The organism is Arthrobacter sp. yr096, assembly GCF_900108925.1.
Taxonomy (GTDB): domain Bacteria; phylum Actinomycetota; class Actinomycetes; order Actinomycetales; family Micrococcaceae; genus Arthrobacter.
Map to the genome: position 1 here is coordinate 251,235 of NZ_FNYI01000005.1, position 25,004 is coordinate 276,238.

The 25,004-nt window shown below is 63.1% G+C and carries 22 protein-coding genes; 11 read left to right on the forward strand and 11 right to left on the reverse strand.

Annotation, left to right across the window (positions count from 1 at the left end):
- Positions 1–53 precede the first annotated feature (53 nt).
- Positions 54–3,542, reverse strand: coding sequence for a discoidin domain-containing protein (locus tag BMY91_RS14490; RefSeq protein WP_218143853.1), 3,489 nt, complete (start codon positions 3,540–3,542; stop codon positions 54–56).
- Positions 3,543–3,854: 312 nt separating this feature from the next.
- Here BMY91_RS14490 and BMY91_RS14495 point away from each other — a divergent pair, with 312 nt between their 5' ends.
- Together BMY91_RS14495 and BMY91_RS14500 are read left to right on the forward strand one after the other, a co-directional pair.
- Positions 3,855–4,520: a GntR family transcriptional regulator gene (locus BMY91_RS14495; protein WP_090823088.1), complete on the forward strand. Its 666-nt coding sequence runs from the start codon at positions 3,855–3,857 to the stop codon at positions 4,518–4,520.
- Positions 4,517–5,695 (forward strand): MFS transporter, encoded by a 1,179-nt coding sequence (locus tag BMY91_RS14500; RefSeq protein WP_090823090.1) that lies wholly within the window; start codon positions 4,517–4,519, stop codon positions 5,693–5,695. Before BMY91_RS14495 ends, BMY91_RS14500 begins: the two co-directional genes overlap by 4 nt.
- A gap of 46 nt (positions 5,696–5,741) precedes the next feature.
- On the opposite strand, the gene BMY91_RS14505 is transcribed toward BMY91_RS14500, so the two are convergent.
- The gene (locus tag BMY91_RS14505; protein WP_090823092.1) at positions 5,742–9,191 is read right to left on the reverse strand and encodes a DEAD/DEAH box helicase; all 3,450 of its coding nucleotides are present in this window, start codon (positions 9,189–9,191) and stop codon (positions 5,742–5,744) included.
- A 165-nt stretch (positions 9,192–9,356) separates the two neighbouring features.
- On the opposite strand from BMY91_RS14505, the gene BMY91_RS14510 reads away from it, so the two are divergent.
- A complete protein-coding gene (locus tag BMY91_RS14510; RefSeq protein ID WP_090823095.1) occupies positions 9,357–10,205 on the forward strand; it encodes a DMP19 family protein in 849 nt (282 codons plus the stop codon).
- Positions 10,206–10,319: 114 nt separating this feature from the next.
- Here BMY91_RS14510 and BMY91_RS14515 read toward each other — a convergent pair whose 3' ends face one another.
- Together BMY91_RS14515 and BMY91_RS14520 are read right to left on the reverse strand one after the other, a co-directional pair.
- Complete coding sequence (locus tag BMY91_RS14515; protein ID WP_090823096.1) at positions 10,320–10,529, reverse strand: hypothetical protein; 210 nt, start codon at positions 10,527–10,529, stop codon at positions 10,320–10,322.
- 30 nt (positions 10,530–10,559) lie between these two features.
- Positions 10,560–11,150 carry a DUF5655 domain-containing protein gene (locus BMY91_RS14520; protein WP_256212753.1) on the reverse strand — a complete coding sequence of 197 codons (591 nt, stop codon included), beginning with the start codon at positions 11,148–11,150 and terminating at the stop codon, positions 10,560–10,562.
- Positions 11,151–11,322: 172 nt separating this feature from the next.
- Here BMY91_RS14520 and BMY91_RS14525 point away from each other — a divergent pair, with 172 nt between their 5' ends.
- A complete protein-coding gene (locus tag BMY91_RS14525; RefSeq protein ID WP_090823098.1) occupies positions 11,323–12,270 on the forward strand; it encodes a type IV toxin-antitoxin system AbiEi family antitoxin domain-containing protein in 948 nt (315 codons plus the stop codon).
- Between the two features lie 112 nt (positions 12,271–12,382).
- Here the strand turns inward: BMY91_RS14525 and BMY91_RS14530 are convergent, their stop codons facing one another.
- Entirely contained in the window at positions 12,383–12,892 is a 510-nt protein-coding gene (locus BMY91_RS14530; protein ID WP_090823100.1) for a COG4315 family predicted lipoprotein, read from the reverse strand.
- Positions 12,893–13,038: 146 nt separating this feature from the next.
- Here BMY91_RS14530 and BMY91_RS14535 point away from each other — a divergent pair, with 146 nt between their 5' ends.
- Positions 13,039–13,536, forward strand: a complete 498-nt coding sequence (locus BMY91_RS14535) for a sigma-70 family RNA polymerase sigma factor (protein WP_090823101.1) — start codon at positions 13,039–13,041, stop codon at positions 13,534–13,536.
- Positions 13,533–14,204, forward strand: a complete 672-nt coding sequence (locus BMY91_RS14540) for a zf-HC2 domain-containing protein (protein ID WP_090823103.1) — start codon at positions 13,533–13,535, stop codon at positions 14,202–14,204. The genes BMY91_RS14535 and BMY91_RS14540 overlap by 4 nt, the downstream gene beginning before the upstream one ends.
- A 5-nt stretch (positions 14,205–14,209) precedes the next feature.
- On the opposite strand, the gene BMY91_RS14545 is transcribed toward BMY91_RS14540, so the two are convergent.
- From BMY91_RS14545 to trmB, 3 genes are read right to left on the reverse strand one after another with little or no spacing between them, the layout of a single operon-like run.
- Positions 14,210–14,719: a type II toxin-antitoxin system RatA family toxin gene (locus tag BMY91_RS14545; RefSeq protein ID WP_090823105.1), complete on the reverse strand. Its 510-nt coding sequence runs from the start codon at positions 14,717–14,719 to the stop codon at positions 14,210–14,212.
- Positions 14,720–15,112, reverse strand: a complete 393-nt coding sequence (locus tag BMY91_RS14550) for a hypothetical protein (RefSeq protein WP_090823107.1) — start codon at positions 15,110–15,112, stop codon at positions 14,720–14,722. It lies immediately after the preceding gene.
- Between the two features lie 20 nt (positions 15,113–15,132).
- Positions 15,133–16,038, reverse strand: a complete 906-nt coding sequence (gene trmB / locus BMY91_RS14555) for a tRNA (guanosine(46)-N7)-methyltransferase TrmB (RefSeq protein WP_090823109.1) — start codon at positions 16,036–16,038, stop codon at positions 15,133–15,135.
- A 114-nt stretch (positions 16,039–16,152) separates the two neighbouring features.
- Between trmB and BMY91_RS14560 the strand changes: the two genes are divergently transcribed.
- The 3 genes from BMY91_RS14560 to BMY91_RS14570 are packed head-to-tail and all read left to right on the forward strand — an operon-like array spanning position 16,153 to position 18,286.
- Complete coding sequence (locus tag BMY91_RS14560; RefSeq protein ID WP_090823111.1) at positions 16,153–16,392, forward strand: DUF1272 domain-containing protein; 240 nt, start codon at positions 16,153–16,155, stop codon at positions 16,390–16,392.
- The gene (locus tag BMY91_RS14565; protein ID WP_090823113.1) at positions 16,389–16,949 is read left to right on the forward strand and encodes a pyridoxamine 5'-phosphate oxidase family protein; all 561 of its coding nucleotides are present in this window, start codon (positions 16,389–16,391) and stop codon (positions 16,947–16,949) included. The genes BMY91_RS14560 and BMY91_RS14565 overlap by 4 nt, the downstream gene beginning before the upstream one ends.
- A gap of 59 nt (positions 16,950–17,008) precedes the next feature.
- Positions 17,009–18,286 carry a CynX/NimT family MFS transporter gene (locus BMY91_RS14570; RefSeq protein ID WP_090823115.1) on the forward strand — a complete coding sequence of 426 codons (1,278 nt, stop codon included), beginning with the start codon at positions 17,009–17,011 and terminating at the stop codon, positions 18,284–18,286.
- A 70-nt stretch (positions 18,287–18,356) separates the two neighbouring features.
- Here the strand turns inward: BMY91_RS14570 and BMY91_RS14575 are convergent, their stop codons facing one another.
- Complete coding sequence (locus tag BMY91_RS14575) at positions 18,357–19,649, reverse strand: MFS transporter (RefSeq protein ID WP_090823117.1); 1,293 nt, start codon at positions 19,647–19,649, stop codon at positions 18,357–18,359.
- A 38-nt stretch (positions 19,650–19,687) separates the two neighbouring features.
- Positions 19,688–20,905: a M20 metallopeptidase family protein gene (locus BMY91_RS14580; protein WP_090823118.1), complete on the reverse strand. Its 1,218-nt coding sequence runs from the start codon at positions 20,903–20,905 to the stop codon at positions 19,688–19,690.
- Between the two features lie 140 nt (positions 20,906–21,045).
- On the opposite strand from BMY91_RS14580, the gene BMY91_RS14585 reads away from it, so the two are divergent.
- A complete protein-coding gene (locus BMY91_RS14585) occupies positions 21,046–22,083 on the forward strand; it encodes an Lrp/AsnC family transcriptional regulator (RefSeq protein WP_090823120.1) in 1,038 nt (345 codons plus the stop codon).
- On the opposite strand, the gene BMY91_RS14590 is transcribed toward BMY91_RS14585, so the two are convergent.
- Positions 22,080–22,826 carry an SAM-dependent methyltransferase gene (locus BMY91_RS14590; RefSeq protein ID WP_090823122.1) on the reverse strand — a complete coding sequence of 249 codons (747 nt, stop codon included), beginning with the start codon at positions 22,824–22,826 and terminating at the stop codon, positions 22,080–22,082. The genes BMY91_RS14585 and BMY91_RS14590 overlap by 4 nt on opposite strands.
- 350 nt (positions 22,827–23,176) lie before the next feature.
- Here BMY91_RS14590 and BMY91_RS14595 point away from each other — a divergent pair, with 350 nt between their 5' ends.
- The gene (locus BMY91_RS14595; protein ID WP_177179924.1) at positions 23,177–25,000 is read left to right on the forward strand and encodes an FG-GAP-like repeat-containing protein; all 1,824 of its coding nucleotides are present in this window, start codon (positions 23,177–23,179) and stop codon (positions 24,998–25,000) included.
- Positions 25,001–25,004: the final 4 nt, after the last annotated feature.

Here is a 25,004-nt window from a genome sequence, read left to right on the forward strand (position 1 = left end):
GGTCGGGCCTCCTCCTGCACCCAGCAGGAGGAGGCCCGAACTGTCAGAAACCGCTACCTCCCCGCCGCGAAGTAGCTCACGCACTGCCCCTGGTTCTTGAATACGGGAGACGGACTCGTTTTCCATCCGCCGCCCTTGCACGCGTCCTTCCCCGTGGAAACCGTCACGCGGTATTCCTTCGTGGTGCCGTCCGGCGCTGTCACGGTGACTACCGCCGTCGGGTTTTCCACTGTTGCCTGCTGGACCGTCACCTTGGCGTTCGTGTCCAGCGGGTAGCCGACGACGGCGGGAGCGGCCAACGTCGTCAGCGTCTGATAGTCGGTGGTGTCCGGAGCGAAGCCGACTACCGACGCCTGGTTCACCAGCAGCCGGCCGAGGTCGGCCAGGCCCGCATCCGCCAAACGTGATCCTGCGATGGCAACCTCGGCGATCTTGGTGTACGAAGCCGTGGTCACGAACGAAACCCTGATGCCACGGGTCATGACGGGGTCGAACCGCACGGTGGCAGGTGTCGCGGTTGTCAGTCCCGTGATGATTCCGGCCGAAGTGTCCTTCCATGCGCCGGCAGCATCCAGGTACTGGACCTTCAAGCTTTGGGCTGCCTTCTCTGCGGACGCCACCGTCACGGATTCCACGGTGTAGTCGCGGCCGAAGGCGTAGCTCAGGTTGTCGCCGGCGCGGCCGCCGCTCACCCAGTTGGACCAACGGGTGGAGGAATTGGCATCGCAGGTGTTCTTGGCGAGGTAAGAGCCTTCGGTGTAGCTTGCGGTCGCGGTGGTGGAGGTGTCGTCCTTGCAGATGTTGCTGCTGGCGACCTTGTCCACAACCACAATTGTGAGGGTTGCGGACAGTGAGCCGGCCTGGCCCGGAACTGTTACTGAACCGACGGACTGCAGGGAGGAAGCGTCCACGGACGCCCAGTCCCACACCACGGGAATTGGATTGCGGGCCGGTCCGTCACTGATCTGGCCGGGGACGCTGGCAGGTGCAGCGGCCTGGACCGAGGCCAGGGATGAACCGACACCGACCGTCACGGATGCGGGGTCGGTTGCTGCGTACTGCCCAACAGTCACGGTCAGGAGAGCATCGTCGAACACCTGCCCGTACGGATCAACGCCGGAACCGCGGACCGTGACCTTCCCTTCTTTCTGCCACGCGGTGGGATCCACCGTGGACCACGTAACGGCCAGTGGTTTGCCCGGGCCTGCCTGGTACAACGGAGTGACCGTGCTGGGGAGGACAGGTGCCATGCCGGTTAGTGTGCTGAGCTCCAGTGGCTGAGTACCCAGAAGCTTTAGGTCCTCGATGTCCGTGAAGGCCCATGCTTGATGAGGGCTGGCTGAAGCTGTCGCGGTGGTTCCGTTGGAAGAAGCCAGCGCCACAGACGTTCCCGCCGCAGTCTGGTTACCCGACACCTGCAGGGCGATAGCAGCGCCTGCGTTCACCAGCGACCATTGTTTGCCGTTCTCAGTGGTCACTATCCACTGTGCAGAGGGAGTGGCCTTGGCTTGCTCCAGGCTCATCGCCGCCACAGACGCCGCGCCCGACTGGCTGCCATTGAGCACCCCTCCATTGCCCGTGAGCACTCGACCATCCGTGTTCGTAAGAACCCAACGGCGATCACTTGCAAACTCGTTGTCCGTTTTCACGGCGTTGAACGTCCACATTTGCGGAGCGACACCAGCGGCATCGGTGCCCAATTCTTCAATAGCTGCAGAGCCGTTTGCCCGCGCCGTCAGGTATTTGCCGCTCGCCTCACCGCTGAGGTGATAGCTGTGACCATCCTGCACAGGCGCGGCATCCTCCGAAACTCCACTGACGCCGTCGACGACGAACGTCACCACAGAGGCGGCGGGAACCTCGAGAGTCGCGGATTTGGCCGCAGCATTGACGGCGACGGGGACGCCGGCGACGAGTGCGTTCTTCTCGATATCGTCCAGCGGCGACTTGGTGGTCACCACGGGCGTCACCTTGGCGCCGGGTGCGATTGCGCCGAAGCGGCTGAGGTCAATGGTGACCTTTTCCGACGTCGGGGTGTCATTGAAGTGGACCAACGTGGCGCCGTTGCCGTCGGCGCGGAGGGCGCTGGCGGTCTTGGCATCATTGTTCTGGATGAGGAAGTCGCCCGGACGGATGTAGTGGGTGAAGTTCCGCGTGGTGTTGTACTTCTGGTTGGTCAGGACTTTGCACTTGGCCTGGTCCTGGGTTGCGCCGTCGTTGAGCCGGCGGTTGGAGAAGCCTTCGCGGCCCTGGTAGTTGCAGTCGAAGTCCACGTAGATGGAGCCCCAGCCTTTGTCGCCCTTTTCCTGCTTGTACGTGTCCTCCACAGGCTGCCAGAAGACCCAGGCGTTGGGGTCCAGCTCGCGGAGATCGTTGACCATGCGGCTGGCGATGCCCAGGCCGTTGGTGATGTTGGAGCGGTCCCAGCCGCTGGTGGAGTCGCCCAGAGCCGGGTTCCCCGGCCAAAATCCGCCTACTTCGCTCATCCACAACGGCTTATCCGTGGAGCTGGCCAGGTCGCGGACCCGGCGGCGGTCGTTGGTGCCGTAAGTGTGGACGTTGAGCTGCGCCACGGCGTCCTTGGCTTCCTGGCTGTAGCCGTTCCAGTTGGTCATGAACTTGGTGGGATCGGTCTCGTCCATCGCGGAGATGACCGCGTCCGTGGTGCCCTTCGCGAGCTCGGCATCCAGGAGCTTGGTCACGCGGTCCTGCGCAGCCGGGTAGATCAGCGCACCCTCCTGTTTCTGCGTGTACGTGGTGGGTGGCTTTCCCGTTGCCGCGTTGATGTCCGTGCCCCAGTAACCGGAATTCGGCTCGTTGAACGGATCAACGGTGTCCACCGTGATGCCGCTGCCCTGTTCGAGAAGCTCGACGGCGTGGCGCATGTAGGCAGCGAACTTCGCCTCCGCTTCGGGGAGCAGGTTTTCGCCCTTGTTGGTGTTGACCTGGCCTGAGACGTAGCCGCTCTTGGTCATGAACCAGGGCGGCGAGTTGCTGAACGCTTCCCAGTGGGTGATCTGCTGGTCAGCGGCCAGCCGTTCCACCCACCAGCGTTGGTTCTGGTCAGCATCAGGGTTGTAGGACGCGGGATCGTTCGGGTTCCAGGCGTTCAGGAATGCGAGCTTGTTGGCCTGGGTTTTGTCCACGGTTCCGTCAGCGTTGTAAAGGTTCGACGCCGGTTGGCCGGCCTGCGCTTCCGTCACCGGTTTCCACCATCCCTCCACAGCGCTGCCGTCGTTGAGATAGTTGGCAACGTCCGAGGCGTTGCCGCCGCCGACGTTGTAGCGGGCGATGTTGAGATTCAGGCCATCCTCGCCGAAGACCTTCTGGTACAGCTCCTCCCGCAGCTCGGGGGAGTATCCGGCCGTGGCATTCGCGAACCAGACCAGGCTGGTTCCCCAACCTTCGAAGGCTTCGCCGCGGCTGGCCGGGTTGGGAGTAATAGTGACCGCCGTGGCGTCATCTGCGTGTGCTTGCGGGGCTGTTGCGGGCATGAGTGCAAGGCTGGCTGCCGCCGTGACAGCTGCTGCAAGCACGGCCACTGGCCTTCGGATTCTTCGCGCGGTAAACGCCATGGGTGGACCTCATCGTCGGGGTTCGGGGTTCGGGGTTCGGGGTGATGGTGATGGTGCACGGGCTTCCGGGGATGCCGGGCAAGCCGAGACTATGAGGGCGGAGAGGGCGTCACAAGGCACTCGAACATGGTCGATCGGGATTGATCCGAAGCGGTCCTTCCCGCAAAGCAACACTTAGGACCCGTCCAGGGGGTCTTTGTGGGCTTTAAGTGACCCCACAGTGCCGTTAGTGTATAGATGTATACAAGTACACGTAATGTGAGCAAGCGGGCGGTAGGCATGGCAGATCCACAACCACGGAACACAGGGGCACACCTGGTCTACGGCGAGCTGAAACGCCAGATCCTTAACCTTGAACTCAAACCGGGTGAGCGCATCTACGAACCCGCCATGGCCACTGCACTCCAGGTCAGCCGCACGCCGCTCCGCGAGGCGATCCGCCGGTTGATTTCGGAGAGCCTGCTTGAGCAGCAACCCACCGGGGGAGTACTGGTGCCGGTGCTCGATGAAAAGGTCATTTCGGAGCTGTACGACGTCCGTGCCGCACTGGAGTCGCTGATGGCCCGGGAAGCATGCGCCAAGGCAACCGCGGCAGATCTCGAAGAACTCCGTGGGATCGTAGCCCGCAACGCTGCGATGGTGGAGTTTGCTGACGAAGCCATGAAGTACGGCGTCGCCCTTCACGCCGCCATCGCCAGGATCGCCGGAAACTCCTGGGCCCAGCGATTCCATGAGCAGATTGCCAGCCAGGTGGAGCGCTACCGCTACTTCACCAACAATGCTCCCGAACGGCGTGATGAAGCGTTGGCCAACCACCGGCTCTTGGTCGAAGCCATCGTCTCCAAGGATCCGGACAAGGCAGCCAAGATCGCCTTTGACCACGTCATCGGCGCCCGGGATGAAACCCTGCGGGTCATCTCCAACACGGGCCTCGTTGTCGAATGATTGGCGAACTCGGACGGCGTTCGTCCACTGCGCTTCTGATCCACTCGGCACTGATCCAGGCAGTGACCTTCCTGGTCCGGCCAGCTACAACGTACCGCGCCCTGGAACTTGACGTCCCCGGCTTCGCGCTCGGCCTTCTCGCTGCCAGCTACGCAGTCTTCCCGTTGCTGCTCGCACTGCCCATCGGCGGACTGGTGGACCGCCTGGGCGAGCGTCGGCTCATGGCGATCGGGGCCGCCGTCGTGCTGGGTTGTTCTGCCTTCCTGCTCTTCTGGGGGACGTCAGTCCCTGCCCTGGTGGCCGGGACGGCGCTGCTCGGAGCAGGGCAGCTGGCGTGCGTGGTGGGGCAGCAGGCTGTGGTGGCCAACAACGCGGCGTCGTCGCGGCTGGACTCGGCGTTTGGGTATCTGACGTTTGCTGCGTCGCTGGGACAGGCCCTGGGACCGTTGGCGATTTCCTTGGTGGGTGGTGCATCCGTTCGGCCAAATACCGAGGCGATCTTCCTGCTCGCGACGGCGATGAGCCTGGTCCTCTTCCTGACCACCTTTGTGATGTCGGGCCGGGTAAGCAGCCGCAGGAGCAAAGCCAGCGCGGCCGGCAGTCCCAAGGGCGGCGCCGTGTCACTACTGAGAACTCCAGGCGTGGTCCGTGCACTGGCTACGAGTGCCACGGTGCTGGCGGTGGTTGATCTGACGGTGGTCTACCTGCCGGCCCTCGGCGCCGAACGCGGCCTCACTGCGGCAACAGTTGGCCTCCTGCTGACGGTCCGCGCAGTGTTCTCCATGGTGTCCAGGCTCGGGCTCGGCAGCGTGTCCCGCAGGCTGGGGCGAATGCGCCTGCTGGTACTGAGCCTCGCCATCTCCACCGTTACCCTGGCCATCGCCGCCATTCCGATGCCCGTGTGGCTGCTCTTCGTCGTCATGGCGTTTCTCGGCCTGGGGCTGGGAATCGGCCAGCCACTCACCATGTCCTGGCTCTCAGCCCAGGCGCCGGAAGGGCAACGCGGGCGTGCGCTGGCCTTGCGGCTCGCCGGCAACAGGGTGGGCCAAGTGGTCTTGCCCAGCGCTATCGGCGTTGTTGCGGTAGGGCTAGGTGCGGCGGGTGTCTTCCTGGCGTCCGCGGTTGCCGTCGGCGGCACGATGCTCCTGCTGCGCGGAGTACGGCTGGACGACTGAACGGGCGACGGCGGCGCGCCAGAGGCCAGACGTTGTGTCGGGCCGCCTACTCCGCGAACAGCGCCGCCAGGTCATCCGCCGTCAACGAACCACCGGCCAACGCGTCGCCTTCCATCACATCTGCGAACAACTGGGACTTCTTGGCCTTCAACGCCATGACCTTCTCTTCGATGGTGTCCTTGGCCACCAGTCGGTAGACCATCACGTTCCGGGCCTGCCCAATGCGGTGCGTGCGGTCCACGGCTTGGGCTTCGGACGCCGGGTTCCACCAGGGATCCAGCAGGAACACGTAATCTGCCTCGGTCAGGTTGAGCCCAAACCCACCGGCCTTCAGCGAAATCAGGAACACGGGTGCAGCACCGTTCTTGAATTCGCTGACTACATCGCCGCGGTTCCGGGTGCTGCCATCGAGGTAGCAGTACTCCACGCCCTCGGCATCCAGGCGCTCCCGGACCTTGCCCAGGAAGCCGGTGAACTGGCTGAAGATCAGGGCGCGGTGACCCTCGGAGATCAGGTCTTCCAGTTGTTCGAACAACACGTCCAGCTTGGAGGAACGAACTCCTGACAGCGACGAATCCACCAGCGACGCATCCAAACTCAGCTGGCGCAGCAAGGTCAACGACTGGAAGATCGTGAACCGGTTCTTGTTCACGTCGTCGATCAGGCCCAGGATTTTCTGCCGTTCGCGCTGCAGGTGCGTCTGGTAAACCTTCTGGTGCCGCGGGTTCAGCACCACTTCCAGGATCTGCTCCTGCTTGGGTGGCAGGTCCTTGATGACCTGCTCTTTGGTGCGGCGCATCATGAGAGGACGCACACGACGCCGGAGCTTGCCCAGCTGCGCCGAGTCACCATTCTTCTCAACAGGCTTTTGGTAGTTCTCGGCGAACCGTTTGGGGCTCGGGAACAGCCCGGGTGCCACGATCGACGTGAGTGCCCAGAACTCCATGAGGTTGTTCTCCAGCGGCGTGCCCGTAATGGCGAGCTTGAATCGCGCCGGCAGCTTTCGCGCGCACTGGTACGCCTTGGACTGGTGGTTCTTCACGAACTGCGCCTCGTCCAGCATCAGCCCGGCCCATTGGAAGGAGGCGTAGGAATCGTAGTCAATGCGGAACAGGGCATAGGAGGTAATAACGACGTCGGCACCCGCCAACGCGTCCACCGGCGACAGGCCGCTCTTGGCGAAGGTTTCACCGACGGTCCGCACCACCAGGCCCGGAGCGAAGCGCTGAGCTTCCAAAGCCCAGTTGCTCACCACGCTGGTGGGAGCAACCACCAGGAAAGGAGCCCGGGGCGCCACATCCGCCGAGGCACCCTGTGCGGCAGCGGCAGTCTCCGCTGCCAGGTCCTTGGCCGCACACATCAGCGCAATGGCCTGGACGGTCTTACCCAAGCCCATGTCGTCAGCCAGCACGCCTCCAAGGCTGTGCTTGTACAGGAAGCTGAGCCAATTGAAACCCTCCAGCTGGTACGGACGCAGCTCAGCGTTAAGGCTGGCCGGAAGCGGCAGTCCGGTCACGCCGTCGTCGAGCAGTCCGCCCACGGCCTCGCGCCACGCTGCGGCCTGTTCGTCAACGATCCCCAGCTGCGCCAGCTCGTCCCAGAGCCCGGCCTGGAAGCGGCTGATCTGCAGGGTGCCGTCCTTGTTGTCCGGGTTGTCCTGCAGGGACCGCGCTTCGTCGATCAGCGCCCGCAGCTGATGAAGTTCGGGAAGATCCAGCGAGAAGTAGGCGCCGCTGGGCAGCAGCATGCGGCTCATTCCGGCGGCGAGAGCGGAGAACACAGCGGCGAAGGACACGGGCTCGCCCTCAAGAGTGATCACGATGCCCAGATCGAACCAGTCGCCGCTGGCCGTTTCCTTCGTGGAGATGGACACTACGGGAGCTTCGGCGGCCTCGCGGTAATCGGCGATGTCACCGGAGGTTTCCACCACGACGTCGGGCAGTTCCCTGAGTGCCGGAAGCACCTCTTCGGTGAACGCGAGGGTGTCCAGGCCGCCGAGTTCGGCGGTGGCAGCTATCCGGGGCGCACCCCAGCCGCCGGTGGCCGATTCGGCGAGCGCGGGCACCACGTCCCACGGCCTCCCCAGCGACTCCAGGATCCGGGCTTCCTCGGCGTCGTCGCGGTAGCCGCGGTCATCGGGGTGCCGCCACAGGGGCTGGGCTGTGACCAGGGTGCCGGATTTGTAGTGCCATTCCCAGTGCAGACGGACCTTGTGGTCGTTGCCGTAATTGGCCAACAAGGACAGCGTGGGGACTGCCAACGTGGGCAACTCCACGGACTTATCGGCCGCTTGAACGGGCGTGGACTGCCGCAGCTTGGGGTAGAACGACGTCAGAAAGCGGCTCTCGTCCTCCGCAGGAATCTGAAGCGTTTGGCCGTCCATGACGAACTCCAGGAGCTCATCGCTGACACCGCCCTCGATCGGCGCAAGAGTGATCAGGTTCTTCTGTTGCGGCACGCCGGGCAGGGTTTCCCCCGAATGCGTGAAGAAAATTCCGTTGGCGGGTTTGCCCAGGAAACCCACAGTTCCGGCATCAACCGGCTCCCCGCCCACGGTGACTGACGGCGCAAGCTGCAGGCCGCCGTCGGGCGTTGTGTCTTCGGTTCCGTTCGCGTCCAGCCGCGCCAAACTCAGTCCGACGACGGCGGGTTGGGTCTCTACGTGGACCGGCTCACTCCCAGCCGAATGGATGAGCGGAATACCCGCTTTGGTGGCGTCGGAAAGCAGGGTCCAGAGGTTCTTGGCTGCGAAGTCGTTGAGGCTCAGCCACATGGCGCCGGACGGTTGTTGTCGTCCGTTGCTGGAGCCATGTGCCGCCAGGAAAGTTTGAAGCCATTCGACGTGGACCTCGTTGAATTCGCGCCGGAAGCTGACGTAGCTGAGGTTGTTCCAGGAGACATCGCCGCGGATCCATTTGCCCTTGGCGCCCATCATGACCGGGCGCGCTTTGAGCTGGCGGACACTGCGCATAGGATCGCGCCGGCCTGTGTAGGAGAAGTGGGCAGCGGGCTCTTCCACCTCAAATTGAAGCGCGAGCGGGATGCCGGCACTGGTGGGCGCTGTGCCGGGCTTCGCGATCAGCCTGTTGAGGGCTTGTTCCCAAGCCGGCCTGGCTGAGCCGCCCTGCTCCATGGAGCCGAGGCGCGAGGTTTGGATTCCCGGAGCCTGCGACAGGAGCTGTGCCCGGATAGTGGGGTGGTCTTCGGCGGTGAAGAGCAGCGCGGCGACGTGCTTGCAGTCTTTGCGGACCGGGCAGCTGCAAATGCCTACCGTGCAGCTCCACCCGCTGGACTTGCGAACAAGTTTTGCCGACGTCGAATACGGCTGCGGACCTGTTCCGCGGACCTTGCCCATCAGGAGGCCGGTAGCCGAATCGAAGGAAATCCCGCTCACGCGGCTGCCCATGGCATAGGCCAATCCGGCCGCCAAGGAGCGGTCGTTAATGGCTGGAGTCTGAATGGCCAGTTCCCAGGTTTCGTCTGTGTGGGACGGCATGCGTCGGGCTACTTTCGGCAGGAGGTTATCTGCTCAATCTTAGTCAGCAGAAAACGGCTCCCAAACTTCGCCCTCCGTTAACCTCTACCTCGATTGCTGCGTCGCTCCCACGCGTACGTTGAAAGTGTCCGGAGCACCATCAGCTTTCAGCAGTGAGGATTTCCCATGACTACCAACGAGTACCCCGTTGTCCTGAACAAGACCAGCTTCGAAGCCGGCAACGCGGATGTGGTGGATTCCAATGTCAACGTGGTGAACCAGATGTACCAAGAGCTCCTCAACAGTGACGAAATCGCACCCGCTGCCCTCAACAGTTACTTTGTGGATTTCTACCTGACTCAGGCGTTGGCTGGCGGCTTTGCCCAGTACGTTTTCACCGCACCGGAGCGTGAAGAAGTGGACGCTTTTGTGCGGGCAGGGCTTCAGGGAATGGGCGCCGTCCGCCACCTTGATCTGTTCAACCGCACCGCAGCTGCCTTTGACGCGTTGAGCGACGACGAAGCCGAGGCCTACCTCGACGGCGAGTTGGACGAGTCCGAGGCGCCCCTTGCTGCCGTTGTTGTCCTGGACGAGTTGGACGGCGAGTTCGAGGCCCTCCTGGAAGAGGAGGACATCATTGACCTCAACGCCGCTTACCTTCGCGATCAGGCAGGGCTGCTTGTTCTCTCCGATGAGGACATCGAAGCGCACATCGCTGAGCGCGTCGCGCAGATTCCGGACCTCTCCGAGCGCCAAGCCGAAGCCGAAGAAGAAGCCCTCGCCAACGCACCCGAGTTCGAGGTCATCATCCGCGAACTCTGCGATGTGGCCGGCTACGCCCTGCAGAAGATCACCATGGGCGATCCCAACTACGAGCACGACGGCGTGAAGACCCTCGCCTGGCACTTCTCCACCGACCACGGCGACTACCTCATGATCGAAGACGACGACGAGGCCTTCATGATCCACCCGGAGACCAAGGAAATCATCGCGGCGGTTGAGTTCGAAGAGTCCGAGGAATTCGCCGACGCCTAAGCCCGGTGCCGCACGCCGAGACCGCGGGAACGCTGCGAATTCGCCGTGGTGTTCCCGCGACCTCGGCACGTTTCCGGCGATTTCGGCGCGCTAGCTTGCTCTGGCCTGGGCGCGCTAGCTTGCTCTGGCCTGCCGGAACTTGATGAAGCCCCAAATGATTGATGCTTGCCACAATGCCAGCAGGCCAATCCACACCCAATCCGTACCGTGGCCGAACGCGTAAAGAATCATGGCCACTACTCCCAGAGCCCATGCCACTTCTTGGATGGCAAGGAACCGCAGGCTTGGCGGATTCTTCGTAGTGCTCTTTTGCTGTTCCGGCATTTTTCTCTCCCCACTGAGTAGCCTGCAAGTCTAGCGGTTCTGGTCCAGCGCCTCGGCGAGGTACCCGAGTAACTGGTCGTCGACGTCGTCGATTGATTTCAGCCGCACCCGGCGGTCGAAGAAGTCTCCCTCGCGTACCTTCACGGCTTCCAGTCTTCCTCCGGCCGGAGCGTCCAAACGCAGGGCGACATCAACGGTGGTGTTGTTCGTCCGGGTGACTTGGGCGAACTTCCTCCGAGGGCTGTGAAGCGACACATACCCCTTGCGCATCTGGATCTCGACGCCGTCGGTCTCCGCGGACCAAGCCAGCAGAGCGTCAGCGACGGGGCGGAGCGCGGGGTGCTTGGCGTACTGGCCATCGATGAGTTCATCGGCGTCACGGAGCATGAAATCGGGGTAACCGAACATCTCCCACGAGACCGCGTATTGCGCGTAGCCCGTGATGCCGTGTCCGTCGCGCATCCAGTCCCGGAGTTCGGCGTCGTTCTTCAGGCCCTGGGCGCGGCCCGCTTCAGCCCACCAGTGGACGTCGTGGCCGGACTTGCGCAGAAGCAACGCCTGGTTGCTGTCCACCATGGTTTGCCACGTCTTGGCGGCCTTGGAGTCAGAAGTCTCGCCCATACCTCGATCGTAGCCGGGCCGCTCCGGTTGTCCCCGACTTCGTGGGAAGCCTGCCAATGCGTGCGCAAAACTTCGGCGTACTCGCAGCGTTCCCGCGGTATGGGCGCGGTGCTTCTCCACATAGGCCGATTCGGCCCTCCTGCACCTCTCCGGCCGTTGCAATGCTGAACGGATGGATCCAACATCAAGCGAAACAATGCTCCGGGCAGCCCGCTTGCTTCCGGCGCAAGAGTACCTCTGGAGAACCGACGAATTACTCCGGTTCGGTCTGAACAGTCGGGGAATCAAGGCGTTAGTGGGCGTCGGTGAGCTGCATCGGTTGCGGTATGGCTGTTACATCCGGGCCAGCATGTGGAACACCCTTGGGCCCGGGAAGCAAGCCAAAGCGCGGATTGTGGCGCATGCCCACGGGACCCTGACAACGTCCACAGGTGGTTTCGTCTACAGCCACTTGTCCGCGGCCCGGCTTCACGGTCTCTTCCTGTGGGGCGTGGATGACAGGGTTCATATCCTTGACCGGGCCAAGCCATCCTCTGACCGCTGGGGCAAGGATGTTCGTGGGCACACTGAACACTTCAGTGAGGACGATGTGGTTGAAGTTGAAGGACTGCGGGCCACCACGCTGGATCGCACCATGTTCGACTGCGCCAGGATGCTTAATTATCCGAAAGCGCTGGTGATCATGGACCACGGATTGCGATTGGGAGCCAACATCAGCGCGCTCAGCGACTTGGCAGCAGTCTCTTCCGGGAAACGAGGTGTCCGCACCTTGCGAAAGGCCTTGGACAATGCGGATCCGAGGTCCGAGTCTGCCGGGGAGACCCTGACGCGCGAACTCATCCAGAGGCTGCATATCAAACCCCCACAGCCACAGTTTGAGGTCCAGTCCAGGCTGGGTCGTCATCGGATGGATTTCGCCTGGGAAGAGGAAAAGCTGGCCTTGGAGTTCGACGGACGCACCAAATACTTCGACTTCAAACCAACGGACGAGGTTATCTTTCAAGAACGACGGCGGGAGAAGGCTCTCGTGGAGGAAGGCTGGCGGTTCATTCGGGTCGAGTGGAAGGACCTATTCCACCAACGCGCTTTCAAGGAACGCATCCTGCGGGCATTCAGGTGATGGGTTGGATCGCGAGTTCGCGGGAAGCCTGCGTGGCCGCGGGGAAACTTGCGGCGACCTGGCAGGCTTCCCGCGACCTCGGCGGAGCCCGTCAGGAGCCCCGGATGCGAACCTACTTGATCATCTCCCCGGCCGGGCTGACCAAGTACCAAACACCGCCCACGCCTTGGCCTGTGACGTCGCCCGGGGCCTTGTCCTTGGCGTAGTAATAGAGGGGCATGCCGTTGAGCGTGACGTGCTTCTTCCCGTCAGGTGACGCGATGGTTCCCACTGTTCCGGTGACGCCTTCAACCGTGGGCGCGTCCGACGTCGTCGTAAAGATAGGCCAGGCGTCCAGGCAGGCCGCGGTGCAGGCGCTGGTGCCCAAGTCCTTCACGTCCTTGGTGAAGAAGTAGAGGCTCATGCCTTTGCTGTCCACCACGATCTGGCCGGCGCTGGAGGAAGCAAGTGTCATGTCAGCGCCCGCGGCCGCGGGGCTGGAGGCCGTGGCTGAAGCGGAAGAGGGTGCCGCGGAGGAAGCAGCCGGAGTGGACGTAGTGGTGGTGCCCGGACTTCCGCCACACCCCGCCAACGCGGCCGTCAGGACCAACGCACCGAATCCAAAACTGAATCGTTTCTTCATGTCTAGCTCCTTTGACGAGCCGGCCGGGATGGACCGGCGCTAACCCCTACGACGCCGGTGGGGGAAGAATGGTTCATAAGGCTGAACCTTTTCCTTGCACGCGTCGTCGTATAAGCGAAAGCCAGCGCGGAATGAGGGAGGTGGCTATGCCGTTGGACGAGGACGTGGTGGCTGCGATCTACCGCGACCATGGCACAGCCCTCAAGCGCTTCGTACTGAGCTGCACCCCGGATTCCCACCAAGCGGACGATGTCGTGCAGGAGACCATCCTGAAGGTGTGGCAGCACGCTCCCCAGATCACGGGAAGCTTGCGCAGCTACCTCTTCCGGACGGCCCGGAATGTCATCATCGACAACTACAGGAAGGCGCAGCGGCGCCCGCTTGAGTCCGGAGAGCACGAGCTTCCGGACCACGCGGCCACCGAACGCGTTGACGAACTCCTGAACCGGGTCCTCATGGAGGAAGCCTTGCTCCGGCTCAGTCACGAACACCGCGAGGTCCTGGTGGCCCTGCACTACCAGCGGTTCACCGTCACCGAGGCAGCACTGCAGCTGAACATCCCGGCGGGAACCGTGAAATCCCGGGCTTTCTACGCCGTGAAAGCCCTCCGAACAATCCTTGATGAAATGGGGGTGGAACGATGAACGGCAACTCCGTCCACCAATTGCTGGGCGCGTACCTGTTGGGCGGGCTGGACCCCCAGGAGGAGCGTGCCTTCAGGGACCACCTCGCCGGTTGTGCAGAATGTCGCCTGGAACTCGAGGAACTCGAGAGCCTCCCGGCCTTGCTGGACGCCGTCCCCGCAGCTGACGCCGTAGCCCTCACCGTGACCGGTGCAGCCAACGCGCTCACCCCCTTGGAACCGATTCCTGGCCCTCCCGAGCAAGTCCTGGTTGATTTGTCGGCCCGCAGGCGGAAATCACGACGCCGGTGGGCGGCTTTGGTGGGTGCGGTTGCCGCTGCTTGCCTAGCGGTTGGATTTTTGGCCGGGCCGCTGTTGAACCAGCCACCCAAACCCGATGCGAGCTACTCAGTGCAGTCGGACACCGGTTTGCAGCTGACCGTGGGCATGGTGAAGAAAACCTGGGGTACCGAACTTGAGGTGGAGGGACGCTCCATGCCGCTTGAAGGCACCCTTTACCTGTGGGTAAAGGGCCGGGACGGCGCCGAGGAACGGACCTGTGGGTGGACGGCCACCCCCAGCGGACGGATCAAGATCACCGGTGCCACGCCGGTGCAGTTGGCTGGCATAGCTGGTGTCGAGCTTCGCGATGAGGCCGAGAAGACGGTGGCCTCAATTTCGGTGCCGTAGCGGGCTTAGTGCTCTGTGACTCCGGTGCCGGGCACGCCTTCGCCTTGCGAGCGGAGTTCTGCCACGAGTGCCGGATCCTCGCAGGCCCGGGCGAACGCCTCGATGCGTCGCTCAATTTCACGGCCGAGCAGCCAGCTCCCGATCCTCTCAGCCACCGGCTTCAGCAGGGCCGGGCGGCAGGAAAAGGTGTACTTCCAGACTGCCCGGGTGCCGCCGTCGTCCGGGGTGAACCGCCAGCCACCGCCGAAGTTCTCGAAGTACCACGGCCCGGAAACCATGGTCATGCCAACGTTCTTGGGCGGCGTGTAGGAGACGTACTCGCTGACCATTTTCAGGCCCATGCGTGAGACAGTCCTGGTCCGGACACCTTTACCGGCCGCCTGCGCGCCACCCAGGAAGCCCTGCGCAGAGATGAACGGGTCCCATCTAAGCCGGAACTCTCCTGTGGTCTGGGAGAGTGCGAAGGCCGTTTCCGGATCCAGTCGAATGAGTCGCTCGGCGCGGACCTGCGGCATTTAGAACCCCTGGCCAGAGCCGAGAACCAGGAACACCATAAACACGATGCCAAAGATGTTGACCGCCATAATGGACAGTCCGATGATGCCTGTGATGCGCCCCGCGTTCATGCGCCCGGCGCGAAACACAGCGATCAGCCCAGCCACCACAGCGAGGATGGCGAGCACCACTGCGACTCCCGCCAGCACCAGCGCACCTACCCACCACGCGTCGTTGCCCTGGTTGTAACGGCTCATGGCCGAAGCAACGGCCGCGATGCCCAGGGGAATGCTGACAACGGCCGCGATGGGTGAAAGGACAGCGGCAACGATGCTCGTGATGCCGGCACCCAAACCGCGGTTACCAGTTTGTCGGGGCTGTTGGTAGTACTCGATCGGTGGCTGATAGCTCATGATTCCCCCAAATTCCGTGGCTAGATCTTGCGGTACGTGAGGTCGAAGATCATGCGGCCGGCCTCGTGGGCTTTGTTCTCGAAGCTCGTCCGGATGCGGCCCTCGAAGCGGGGAGCCCAACCACCTTCCTGATCCACGCCTTCGTTCGGACCAGTGTGCTCGGTGCTGACCGGTGCGCGGCCTTCCCTGACCGGCGCACCTCCCACAACGGATTCGACGCCGGATTGCCACACTTGCGTCAGCGGGCTCTCCTCGCCACTGCGCTCGCCATCGTGCATGTTCTCGAATTCTGTGGAATCTGCCAGGACTTCGCGGACGTGGACGGCGTAATTGGACCAGTCCGTCGCGATGCGCCAGTAGCCGCCCTTTTCCAAGGCCTTGGCAGCCACCGAAGCGAAGGCCGGCTGGATGAGGCGGCGCTTGTGGTGCCGGGCCTTGTGCCACGGATCCGGGAAGAACACCCAGAGCTCGCTGACGGACCCGGCAGGAAGCATGGACTCAAGGACCTCGGGAGCGTTGGCTTCCACCACGCGCACGTTGGTCAGGCCGCGGCTGTTGATCTTGATGATGGTGTTGGCCAGCCCCGGCGTGTAGACCTCGACCGCCAGAAAGTCCTTGTCCGGGTTCTGCTCCGCGGCATGAACCACAGCGTCACCCAATCCAGAGCCAATCTCCACGATCAGGGGAGCCTTCCGCCCGAACACAGCCTCGGCGTCGAACGTGTAGTCCGGGTGCACGGAGGTGTTGGCCACGTGGCGGGGAACCTGGATGGCCCAGCGCTCGGCGTGCTCTTCCCAGGCTGCCTGCCTGCGCCCCTGCAAACGGGTGCCGCGGCGCACGAAGCTGACCGGGCGGCCACCGTAGGTTCCGAAGGAGGCCTGGGTGCCGGGGGTGACGGGTCGCGGGGTATCTGGGTTTTCACTCATCACCTCCAGAATACTTGGGTTCGGATGCGAGGATTCTCTGCGTTCCGGATCAGACGATCAGCGCCGGTCCGCGGCCGTGCCGGGGAGTTGTGCCCCTGTGGGTAGAGTTGCCTGATGCTTGAGATCCGTCCGAATTGTGAATGCTGCGACCGTGACATCCTGCCCTCCGGCGCGGCTTACATCTGCACTTTTGAGTGCACGTGGTGTGCGGACTGTGTTGCTGGCTTCCCCAACAGGTCCTGCCCGAACTGCGGCGGGAACCTCCAGCTGCGCCCCATCCGTCCCGCGGCCGCTTTGATCACCAATCCAGCCAGCACCACGCGGGTTGTGTCTCCTGATTGCCTCCGGAAATGAGCACAAGCGCGGAGACGTTGGAGCTGGCCCTCGGTTCCTTGGTGGCGGCCACGGAGGGGCGCACCCCATTTACGCTCGGTTTCATGGGTACTACGGGGACGGACGGAGGACCACGGGTCCGTGCGGTCATCATCAGGGCTGTTGACCGAACAGCCGGACAGGTCATGGTTGCCACCAACGTCCTGTCCCGCAAGGTTGCGGAATTGGGCCACCAGCCGCTTGTGGCACTGACCCTGTACGACGACGACCGCGGGGTTCAGCTGCGCATCTTGGGTAACGCTGAGGTGGTCACCGATGAGAGCGAGCGACGCCGGGCCTGGGAGCGGTTCAGCCCGAGCAGTCGGCACCTTTATGCCTCAGCGCTTGTTCCGGGCTCTCCTCGCACGGATCAGCCACTGGATGGCCCGGGTAACGATGCGACGGCCATGGAGCGTTTTGCCTGGATCAGAATCGACATGACGGACTTGGATTGGCTAGACCTCTCAGGCGATCCTCACATCCGCTGGCAGTTCACTCGTGACGGCAGCAACTGGCGCGGACAGGAAATCATCCCCTGACATCCGGTCACATCCAGCCCAGCGGGCCCTCATCTGGCCCTGCTGACAGAATAGGACGTGTGACCTCCTCCAAGACTCCCGGCTACCCAGAGAAGTCAGTCCTCCCTGAGATCGCGGTGGACGCCGAGATCGACGACGAGCCGGCCGCGGACCCTACGCAACTCCGCGGCAAGCGGGGATTGGTCTATCTGGGTATCTGCCTGGTCCTGATCGGCCTCAATCTCCGTACCGTGTTCTCGAGCTTCTCAGCGGTGCTGCCCGAAATAACGTCCGACGCCGGCCTGCCGGGCTGGTCGCTGGTGGTCCTCACCACCGTCCCGGTGACGTTGCTGGGCGTCTTTGCACCCCTTGCCCCCATCCTGGCCCGCAGGTTCGGCGCGGAACGGGTGCTTCTCGGGGCCATGGCAGTGCTGACGGCAGGTTTGCTGTTGCGGCCCTTGGACATCCCGGGGATGGGTCACCTTCCCACACTCCTGGCAGGTACCGCGGCCTGCGGAGCCGCCATCGCCTTGTGCAACGTGCTCCTGCCGGGCGTCGTTAAAAGGGACTTCCCGCGCCGGCTTGGCCTGATGGGCGGCCTCTACACGACGGCGATCTGCGCTTCGGCTGCCCTTGGCGCGGGCTTCACGTATCCGGTCTTTACGGCAACCGGCCACTGGACCTCGGCTCTGTGGTTCTGGGCGGTGCCGGCCGCCGTCGTACTTTTGCTGTTCCTGCCGCTGGCAATCCGCCAGCCCTCCGTAAAACACCAGGCCATCCACGGCGGGGTGAACGTGTGGCGGTCGGCCGTGGCTTGGCAGGTCACCCTGTTCATGGTGCTGCAAGCCATGATGTCGTTCAGCGTTTTCGCATGGATGGCGCCCATCCTGCGCGACCGCGGGATCGACGGCGGTACGGCCGGGCTGATCGTCTCGGTGTCGATTGTGCTTCAGATGCTCGGCTCACTGTTTGCCCCGGCACTGGCTACGCGGTTTAAGGACCAGCGTGTCATCAATATGGTGGTGGCCCTGATGACAGGCTGCGGGTTTGCGCTGACCATCTTTGGCCCCACGGAGCTCATCTGGATCTGGACCGGGCTCAATGGGCTGGGCCAGGGTTCGCTCACCGCGGTTGCGCTGACCATGATCATGGTCCGCACGCGCGACGCCCACACTGCCGCGCACCTGTCCGGGATGATGCAGGGCGTCGGGTATGGAGTGGGATCGGCGGGCACTCTGCTGGTGGGCCAACTGCACCAGGCAACCGGCGGATTCGCAGCGGCCGGAATCCTGTTCCTGGTGGTCGGTTCGCTCGCGGCCTTCTTCGGATACCGGGCCGGCCGCGACCGCTTCGTTTAACGTTGTGAGGCCCACTCTGCGTCCCAAAACCCCCGGGAAGAGCGCAGAGCGGGCCTCGCAACAACGGCAGCTAGACGGTCAGGTCCTTGCCCTTGGTCTCCGGGATGGAGAAGGCGAACGCGATGCCCACCAGCAGCAGGATCACGGCATAGACGTTGAACAGGTAGCCCTGCCCGATGCTGCCCAGCCAGGTCTGCAGGTACGGAGCCGTGCCACCAAAGACTGCGACGCAGATGGAGTACGGAACACCGACGCCGATGGTGCGGATGTGAGTGGGGAACAGCTCGGCGTACACGGCCGGAACGATTGCTGCGCTGCCGGCGATGAAGAACAGCATCACGGACATGGACACGGCGAGCTGCCACGGGGAGTCCTTGAGCAGCCAGGTCATGGGGAAGTGCAGCAATGCGGCGCCCGCGGCTGATGCGATGATCACGGGCCGGCGGCCGATGCGGTCGGACAGCTTGCCCCAGAACGGCAGGGCCGCGATGAACACCACGTTGGCGATCACGCCTGCCCAGAGCGCGGCGCCCCGGTCCATCTTCAACGAGGTTGCCGCGTAGCTCGGCGCCACCACACCCCAGATGTAGTACACAACGGTCAGGCCAACCGTGAGGCCGATAACCTGCAGCGCCTGCTTGCGGTACTTGATGATCTGCGGCAGGATCGGGAGCCGCTTCTCGTTGGGCGCCTCAGACTCGAACGCCTCGGTTTCCTTCATCTTGGCCCGCATGAACAGGGCGTAGATACCCAGCGCGCCGCCGATCAGGAACGGGATGCGCCAGCCCCAGGCGTTCATTTCGTCCTTGCTCAGGACGCCCGTGAGGATGGCACCCAGCAAAGTACCGGCCAGGATGCCGGCAGTGCCGGAGGTGTAGATGAGGGTCGCCCAGAAGCCGCGGTGTTCCTTGGGTGCCATCTCGGAGAGATACGTTTGCGACGACGGCAGCTCACCACCGTGCGCCAGGCCCTGGATGAGACGGGCCACCAGAAGCATTACCGAGGCGAAGGCGCCGACGGCAGCAAATGTTGGCGCAATACCGATGAGCAGGCTGCCCACCGCACCCAAAGCGACTGCCACAGTCATGGAAGTCTTGCGGCCGATCCGGTCGCCGATCCAGCCGAACACGAAGCCGCCGAACGGACGGGCAACGAACCCGACGGCGAAGATCGCCAGGGTGGACAGCACAGCTGACGTGGGGTCTGCTTGGCTGAACAGGGCGCTGGCGATGAATGGCGAGAACGTGGCGTAGATGGCCCAGTCGTACCATTCAACGGCGTTGCCGATGCCGGTACCAACCAGCGTTCGCATGTGCGACTTGTGGACCTTGACGTCGGGGGACGTTCCTACGGTGGCGGTCATGTGGTTCTCCAAAGTGGGGAGGGTCTGGGGAAGGGGAGTTAGTTGCCGGCGAGGGCAGCGATGCGGGACACGGCAAGTTCGGCATACAGCGCGGCGCCGTCGGTGAGGACGCCGTCGTCGAACATTGCGTACGGCGAGTGGTTGAACGGCGACGTCGTGTGGTCGGCGCCGGGGGCAACGGCACTGAGTCCCACAAAGGTGCCGGGGACTTCGGCCAGGACGCGGGAGAAGTCCTCGGAACCGCTCAGGGGAGTTGCCATGCGGGTGTGCCGGGATTCGCCGAACATTCCGGCGATGACTTTCTCCGCGGTGGTGGTTTCGTCGTCGTCGTTGATGGTGAGGGGGTATTCCTCTTGGTAGTGCACGTCCGCCTCCAAACCGTGGGCGGCCGCGATGCCGTGCAGAAGCCTGGGTACTGCTTCCATCATCTTGCGGCGGGACTCTTCGGAGAAGGTCCTGATGGTGGCCTCGATGCGGGCGGTCTCGGGGATGACGTTGCGCTTGGTTCCTGCGTGCAGGACACCGACGGTCAGGACTACGGGATCGAACATGTTGAACTGGCGCGTGACCATGACCTGGAGTGCGGTGACCATCTCGGCAGCGGCGGTGACGGGGTCCTTGGCCGAGTAAGGAGCCGAGCCATGGCCGCCCGCGCCCAAGACGGTGACAACGAGTCCGTCCGAGGAGCTGAGCATGACGCCGGGCTTGGTGACGAACTGACCGTGCGGTTCCAGGGAAGAGAACACGTGCATTCCGTAGGCGGTGTCAGCGCGACGCCCGGCAGCATCCAGCACACCTTCCTTGATCATGTAACTCGCTCCGTCGAATCCTTCCTCGCCGGGCTGGAACATGAGGATCACATCGCCGGCCAACTGATCGCGACGCTCTGCAAGGAGGGTGGCCGCACCGGCCAGCATGGACGTGTGGAGGTCGTGACCACAAGCGTGCATGGCGCCATCCACACGGGAGGTGTAGTCCACGCCGGTGGTTTCCTGGACTGGAAGTCCGTCCATGTCGGCCCGCAGCAGCACCACGGGCTTCTCGGCCGAAGCGTGAGCCGCACCGCCGCGCAGGACTGCGGTGACCGACGTCGTTTCCTTGCCAAGGGTGATCTCGTACGGCAGTCCGTCCAATGCCTTGAGTACCTTTTCCTGCGTGCGGGGTAGCTGCAGGCCGATCTCGGGTTCGCGGTGCAGGTCGTGGCGGAGACGGACGATGTCGTCCCGCAGTTCCTTGGCATCTGCCGCGATGGTCATAAGTGCTCCTGTGGTGCTCGGGGATGGGTTCCTTATGCCATTCTGAGGTGATGTGGTTCACATGGCGTGAAACATCTGTAAATATTCATGTTCGAGTGTAAAAGTGCAGGATTCATGCAGGGCAGTGGGAGAATCGACTCATGGAGCTCAGCGAAGAAGATCTGCGACTGGTCAACGCACTGCAGATTTCACCCCGGATCAGTTGGTCGGATGCCGGGGAAGTCCTGGGCGTTCACGCCACCACCCTGGCCTCCCGTTGGGAACGCCTGCGGGCGGCTGGCGCGGCCTGGACAACGGCCCACCTGATGGGCGATCCCAAAGACATGTGCCTCGCCATGGTGGACATTGACTGCGAAATGCACCTTAGGCCCCACGTCACATCCGCCGTTGCCCGCATACCCGAGGTCATTACGGTGGAGGAAGCCGCCAGCAACCGAGACCTCACACTGACGGTCATCACCCAGGACCTGAAGCAGTTCAGCACCCAGCTGCTGCCCAGGCTCAAGGAAATCCGGGGCCTCACCAAGTACCACACGGCCCTCTGCACGCGGATCCACACCAGCGGATACGCGTGGCGGCTCAATGTGCTCACCAAGGCTGAACAGCAGGCACTCCGGGCGCTCGCGGGACCCGAATCGGCCAACCCGTCCGCGCCGGATGCCGTGGTGGTCCCGCTGCCGGAAAGCCACCTGGCGCTTATCCCGTTCCTGGCCCGCGATGGCAGGGCCACGGCGGCGGAGATCGCCCGCGCCCTGGGCCGGAATCCGGCAACGGTTCAACGACAACTCGGTCGGGTGCTCGCCAGCCGGATGCTGTCCTTCCGCTGCGAGATTGCCCAGCAGTTCTCGGGATTCCCCATCACCGTTCAGTGGTTCGCGAATGTGCCCGCAGGGGAGCACCAGGCCGCCGCCACGGAGCTCAGGGCCATCCGGAACATCAGGTTCTCCGCGTCCACCACAGGGCGCACCAACTTCACCATGATCATGTGGCTGCGTTCTTTGGCAGACGTCATGGAAATGGAGCTCACCATCCAGCAGCGGATTCCAGGCATAGAACTGGTGGAAAGCGTGGTCATGCTCAACACAGCCAAGCGCGTCGGGTGGATGCTGAACCCGGACTCGACTGCCACCGGCAATGTGGTGCCGCCTTACGGAGAGCTACTGCCGGACGGTGTCTAGGCGGGCTTCCTGGCCTTGAGGACCGTATCCAAGGTGGTGCCGGACTCACCGTTGGGGCCGGCGACCGTGCGCTCGCGGTCCGTCAGGACTTCAACCGACCACGGCTCGCGGTCCCCGTTAAGCCCGTCGGCCAGCTCCAACTCGCCAGCCAACTGCAGTTCACTGGCCAACTGTTCTGGCGTGAAGAACATGTGGGATTCGTGGTGGTGGCTCCATGATGGGAGGCCGTGCGGATGATGCCCCACGATCAATAGGGTTCCACCGGGGGCCACTGCGGCAGCGGCTTTCGCCGCCGAGTCCTGCCACGGCAACAAAGGAGAGTGCAGGAACTGGGCCGAGACCAAATCAAACACCGGCTCCGGCGTCCACTCGGCAAGGTCCTGCTGCTGCCAGGTGATCTTGTCCGCATGGTCGGTTTCCGCTGCATGGGCTGCTGCCCGTTCAAGCGCGACGGCGGACACGTCCAACGCGGTGACGGTCCAGCCCTGCTGGGCCAACCAGATAGCGTCTCCGCCTTCCCCTGAGCCCAGATCCAATGCCTTCCCCGGTTTCAGCCCAGTGACCTCGGCAACCAGTTGCGGGTTCGGGTTCCCGCTCCAGATTTTGGTGCGCTCCCGGTACATCCCGTCCCACATGTCCACGGCGTTGTCCGCGTCCTTATGGAGGTTCAGGCCGCCCTGCTGCGCTCCTTCATGCTGGTGCCCGTGCTGGTGGGTGCCGCCGTCGTGCGTCTTTTCAGTCATACGCCAAGCGTGCCGTGGGCCGCGAGGAAAAGGCAACGCCTGTTGCTATTCCGGCAAAGTCCAACGCTGCGTGGACGCCTCTGGTATTTGTCTGCGACGGCGGATAACCTTTGATCTTCTGCGCCCGAATCATTCCGGTGGCGCCTCGTACTGGGGGATTCATGGTTTTCTTGCCGCGCATCGTTCGTGTGCCCACTGCGCTGACGGCTGCAGCAGTGCAGCTGTTGGTGGGCGGTGGGGTTGCTAACGCGCATCCCATTCAGCCCACTGCCAACTCATCAGTTTCCCTTTCGACATCGCTGAAAACCGCGGGTCAAAGTCCCTCGGGGATAAGAGCGCTGGAAGTCCCTATGGCTTCGATGGATTCTCCAGACACCCTTGCAGTAGACGCAAGCATTTTGAAGTTCAGTCGTGACGGATCCAGGGCCTTCGTCTATGGCAGTCAATACTTTGCAGATATCTACGCTCCGGCAGACATGGTGTCCGGCAGCGTTGAGGTGATGAACGCCTTCGACCTCGCGATGTCGCCAAGCGGATCCACCGCGTACCTGCCTACAAGCTACGAGACGGCTGACGTCGCTGTGGTGGACACCGTGCGGCACACGGTCACAGCCAGAATTCCTCTGGCTGAAGAGGCCCAGAAGGTCGCCATCTCAGCAAACGGCGCTGTCCTTTATGCGTTGTCTGGGAGGCCCTATGATTCGCCACTAAGAAACGGGGTGGTGAGCGTTATCGACCTCGCAGCAAAAGCTGTGAAGGCCGTTGTTCCCGTTGGGGCCGGTGCCAACGACGTCCTGGTCGCGCCTTCCGGGGACAAGATTTACGTGTCGAATTACGCTGACAACACCGTGACTGTCATTAGCGCGGCAACCAACAAAGTGGTCAAGACGATTCCCATCGAGGGTGGGCTGGGTCGTGGCTCCATCTCTGCCGATGGTGCAAAAATCTTTTACCCCAAGCCTGCTGGTGGGATCGCAGTCGTGGGGATCTCAATGGACACGGTTCTTGCCAATATTCCGACCAATTCGCCTGTGAACGCCCCTGTATTCACCCGAGACGGTTCACGGGCATACTTCGTGGATCAATATCCGGGGCGCATTGTGAACGGAGAAAACGTCCCAGGCGATTACTCCGTATCTGAGATTGACCTTGCGAAGAATACAGCGAGAGCCATTAGCACTGTAGACCCGGGTCAAGGCACTCCCGGCCGTCCTGTTGTACAAACGAGCCCGGACGGTAAGAGGCTCTACGTGCTGGGCAGCAAAGCTGTAGTCCTTGCATTACCTTCGCTTCAGGTCCTGGCCAGCACCCCCATGCCCAGAATGGTCAGCAGTTTCACGATGTCCCCGGATGGTAGCAAGGGCTACGGGCTAACAACTGGCGGAGGACACATCGTGGTGGTCAATGCGCCCCGCCTCGACAACGTCCGCAAGGATTACAACTCCGATTTCGCCACAGATATCCTGGCCCGTGATTCGGGAGGTGCACTGTGGCTCTATCCGGGCAACGCCAACAAGGGTTGGCTTACGCGGACTCGAGCCGGCTCTGGCTGGAATGGCATGAACTTGGTTGTTACTCCCGGTGACTTCAATGGAGACTTGAAGCCGGATGTCCTGGCGCGGGACAACTCTGGCGACCTTTGGCTGTATCCAGGGGATGGACAGTCGTATTGGTGGTCACCCAGCAAGATTGGCGTGGGCTGGAATGCCATGACCGCAGTGTTCGCACCGGGAGATTTTGATTATGACGGGCACTCGGACATTTTGGCCCGCGACGGCGCGGGCGACCTGTGGCTCTATCCGGGCAATGGCATGGGCGGGTGGTTATCGCGTACGAAGGTCGGTTCCGGTTGGAATGACATGACGGCAATCATGGGACCTGGGAGAAATGCGAACCCCGGTACTGATGTGCTTGCACGCGACAGCGCCGGAACCTTGTGGCTGTACGAGCGCGATCTGTCCAACCGTTGGGTACCTCGGCGGCAAGTCGGTACCGGCTGGAATGCGATGACCAGCATCGTGACTCCGGGGGACTTCGATGGCGACGACATTCCGGACATTCTGGCGCGAGATTTCTCCGGCGACTTCTGGCTCTACCCGGGAACAGAACATGGAGGCTATCAGCCAGGGGTAAGGGTGGGCGCTGGTTGGAACGTGATGACGGCAATCGCATAGCCGG

What these genes read in the sequence shown, in the direction of transcription:
- BMY91_RS14495 (WP_090823088.1), top strand. Translation starts at nt 3,855, where the DNA reads ATGGCAGATCCACAACCACGGAACACAGGGGCACACCTGGTCTACGGC.
- BMY91_RS14500 (WP_090823090.1), top strand. Translation starts at nt 4,517, where the DNA reads ATGATTGGCGAACTCGGACGGCGTTCGTCCACTGCGCTTCTGATCCAC.
- BMY91_RS14505 (WP_090823092.1), bottom strand. Translation starts at nt 9,191, where the DNA reads ATGCCGTCCCACACAGACGAAACCTGGGAACTGGCCATTCAGACTCCA.
- BMY91_RS14510 (WP_090823095.1), top strand. Translation starts at nt 9,357, where the DNA reads ATGACTACCAACGAGTACCCCGTTGTCCTGAACAAGACCAGCTTCGAA.
- BMY91_RS14515 (WP_090823096.1), bottom strand. Translation starts at nt 10,529, where the DNA reads ATGCCGGAACAGCAAAAGAGCACTACGAAGAATCCGCCAAGCCTGCGG.
- BMY91_RS14520 (WP_256212753.1), bottom strand. Translation starts at nt 11,150, where the DNA reads ATGGGCGAGACTTCTGACTCCAAGGCCGCCAAGACGTGGCAAACCATG.
- BMY91_RS14525 (WP_090823098.1), top strand. Translation starts at nt 11,323, where the DNA reads ATGGATCCAACATCAAGCGAAACAATGCTCCGGGCAGCCCGCTTGCTT.
- BMY91_RS14530 (WP_090823100.1), bottom strand. Translation starts at nt 12,892, where the DNA reads ATGAAGAAACGATTCAGTTTTGGATTCGGTGCGTTGGTCCTGACGGCC.
- BMY91_RS14535 (WP_090823101.1), top strand. Translation starts at nt 13,039, where the DNA reads ATGCCGTTGGACGAGGACGTGGTGGCTGCGATCTACCGCGACCATGGC.
- BMY91_RS14540 (WP_090823103.1), top strand. Translation starts at nt 13,533, where the DNA reads ATGAACGGCAACTCCGTCCACCAATTGCTGGGCGCGTACCTGTTGGGC.
- BMY91_RS14545 (WP_090823105.1), bottom strand. Translation starts at nt 14,719, where the DNA reads ATGCCGCAGGTCCGCGCCGAGCGACTCATTCGACTGGATCCGGAAACG.
- BMY91_RS14550 (WP_090823107.1), bottom strand. Translation starts at nt 15,112, where the DNA reads ATGAGCTATCAGCCACCGATCGAGTACTACCAACAGCCCCGACAAACT.
- trmB (WP_090823109.1), bottom strand. Translation starts at nt 16,038, where the DNA reads ATGAGTGAAAACCCAGATACCCCGCGACCCGTCACCCCCGGCACCCAG.
- BMY91_RS14560 (WP_090823111.1), top strand. Translation starts at nt 16,153, where the DNA reads ATGCTTGAGATCCGTCCGAATTGTGAATGCTGCGACCGTGACATCCTG.
- BMY91_RS14565 (WP_090823113.1), top strand. Translation starts at nt 16,389, where the DNA reads ATGAGCACAAGCGCGGAGACGTTGGAGCTGGCCCTCGGTTCCTTGGTG.
- BMY91_RS14575 (WP_090823117.1), bottom strand. Translation starts at nt 19,649, where the DNA reads ATGACCGCCACCGTAGGAACGTCCCCCGACGTCAAGGTCCACAAGTCG.
- BMY91_RS14580 (WP_090823118.1), bottom strand. Translation starts at nt 20,905, where the DNA reads ATGACCATCGCGGCAGATGCCAAGGAACTGCGGGACGACATCGTCCGT.
- BMY91_RS14585 (WP_090823120.1), top strand. Translation starts at nt 21,046, where the DNA reads ATGGAGCTCAGCGAAGAAGATCTGCGACTGGTCAACGCACTGCAGATT.
- BMY91_RS14590 (WP_090823122.1), bottom strand. Translation starts at nt 22,826, where the DNA reads ATGACTGAAAAGACGCACGACGGCGGCACCCACCAGCACGGGCACCAG.
- BMY91_RS14595 (WP_177179924.1), top strand. Translation starts at nt 23,177, where the DNA reads ATGGCTTCGATGGATTCTCCAGACACCCTTGCAGTAGACGCAAGCATT.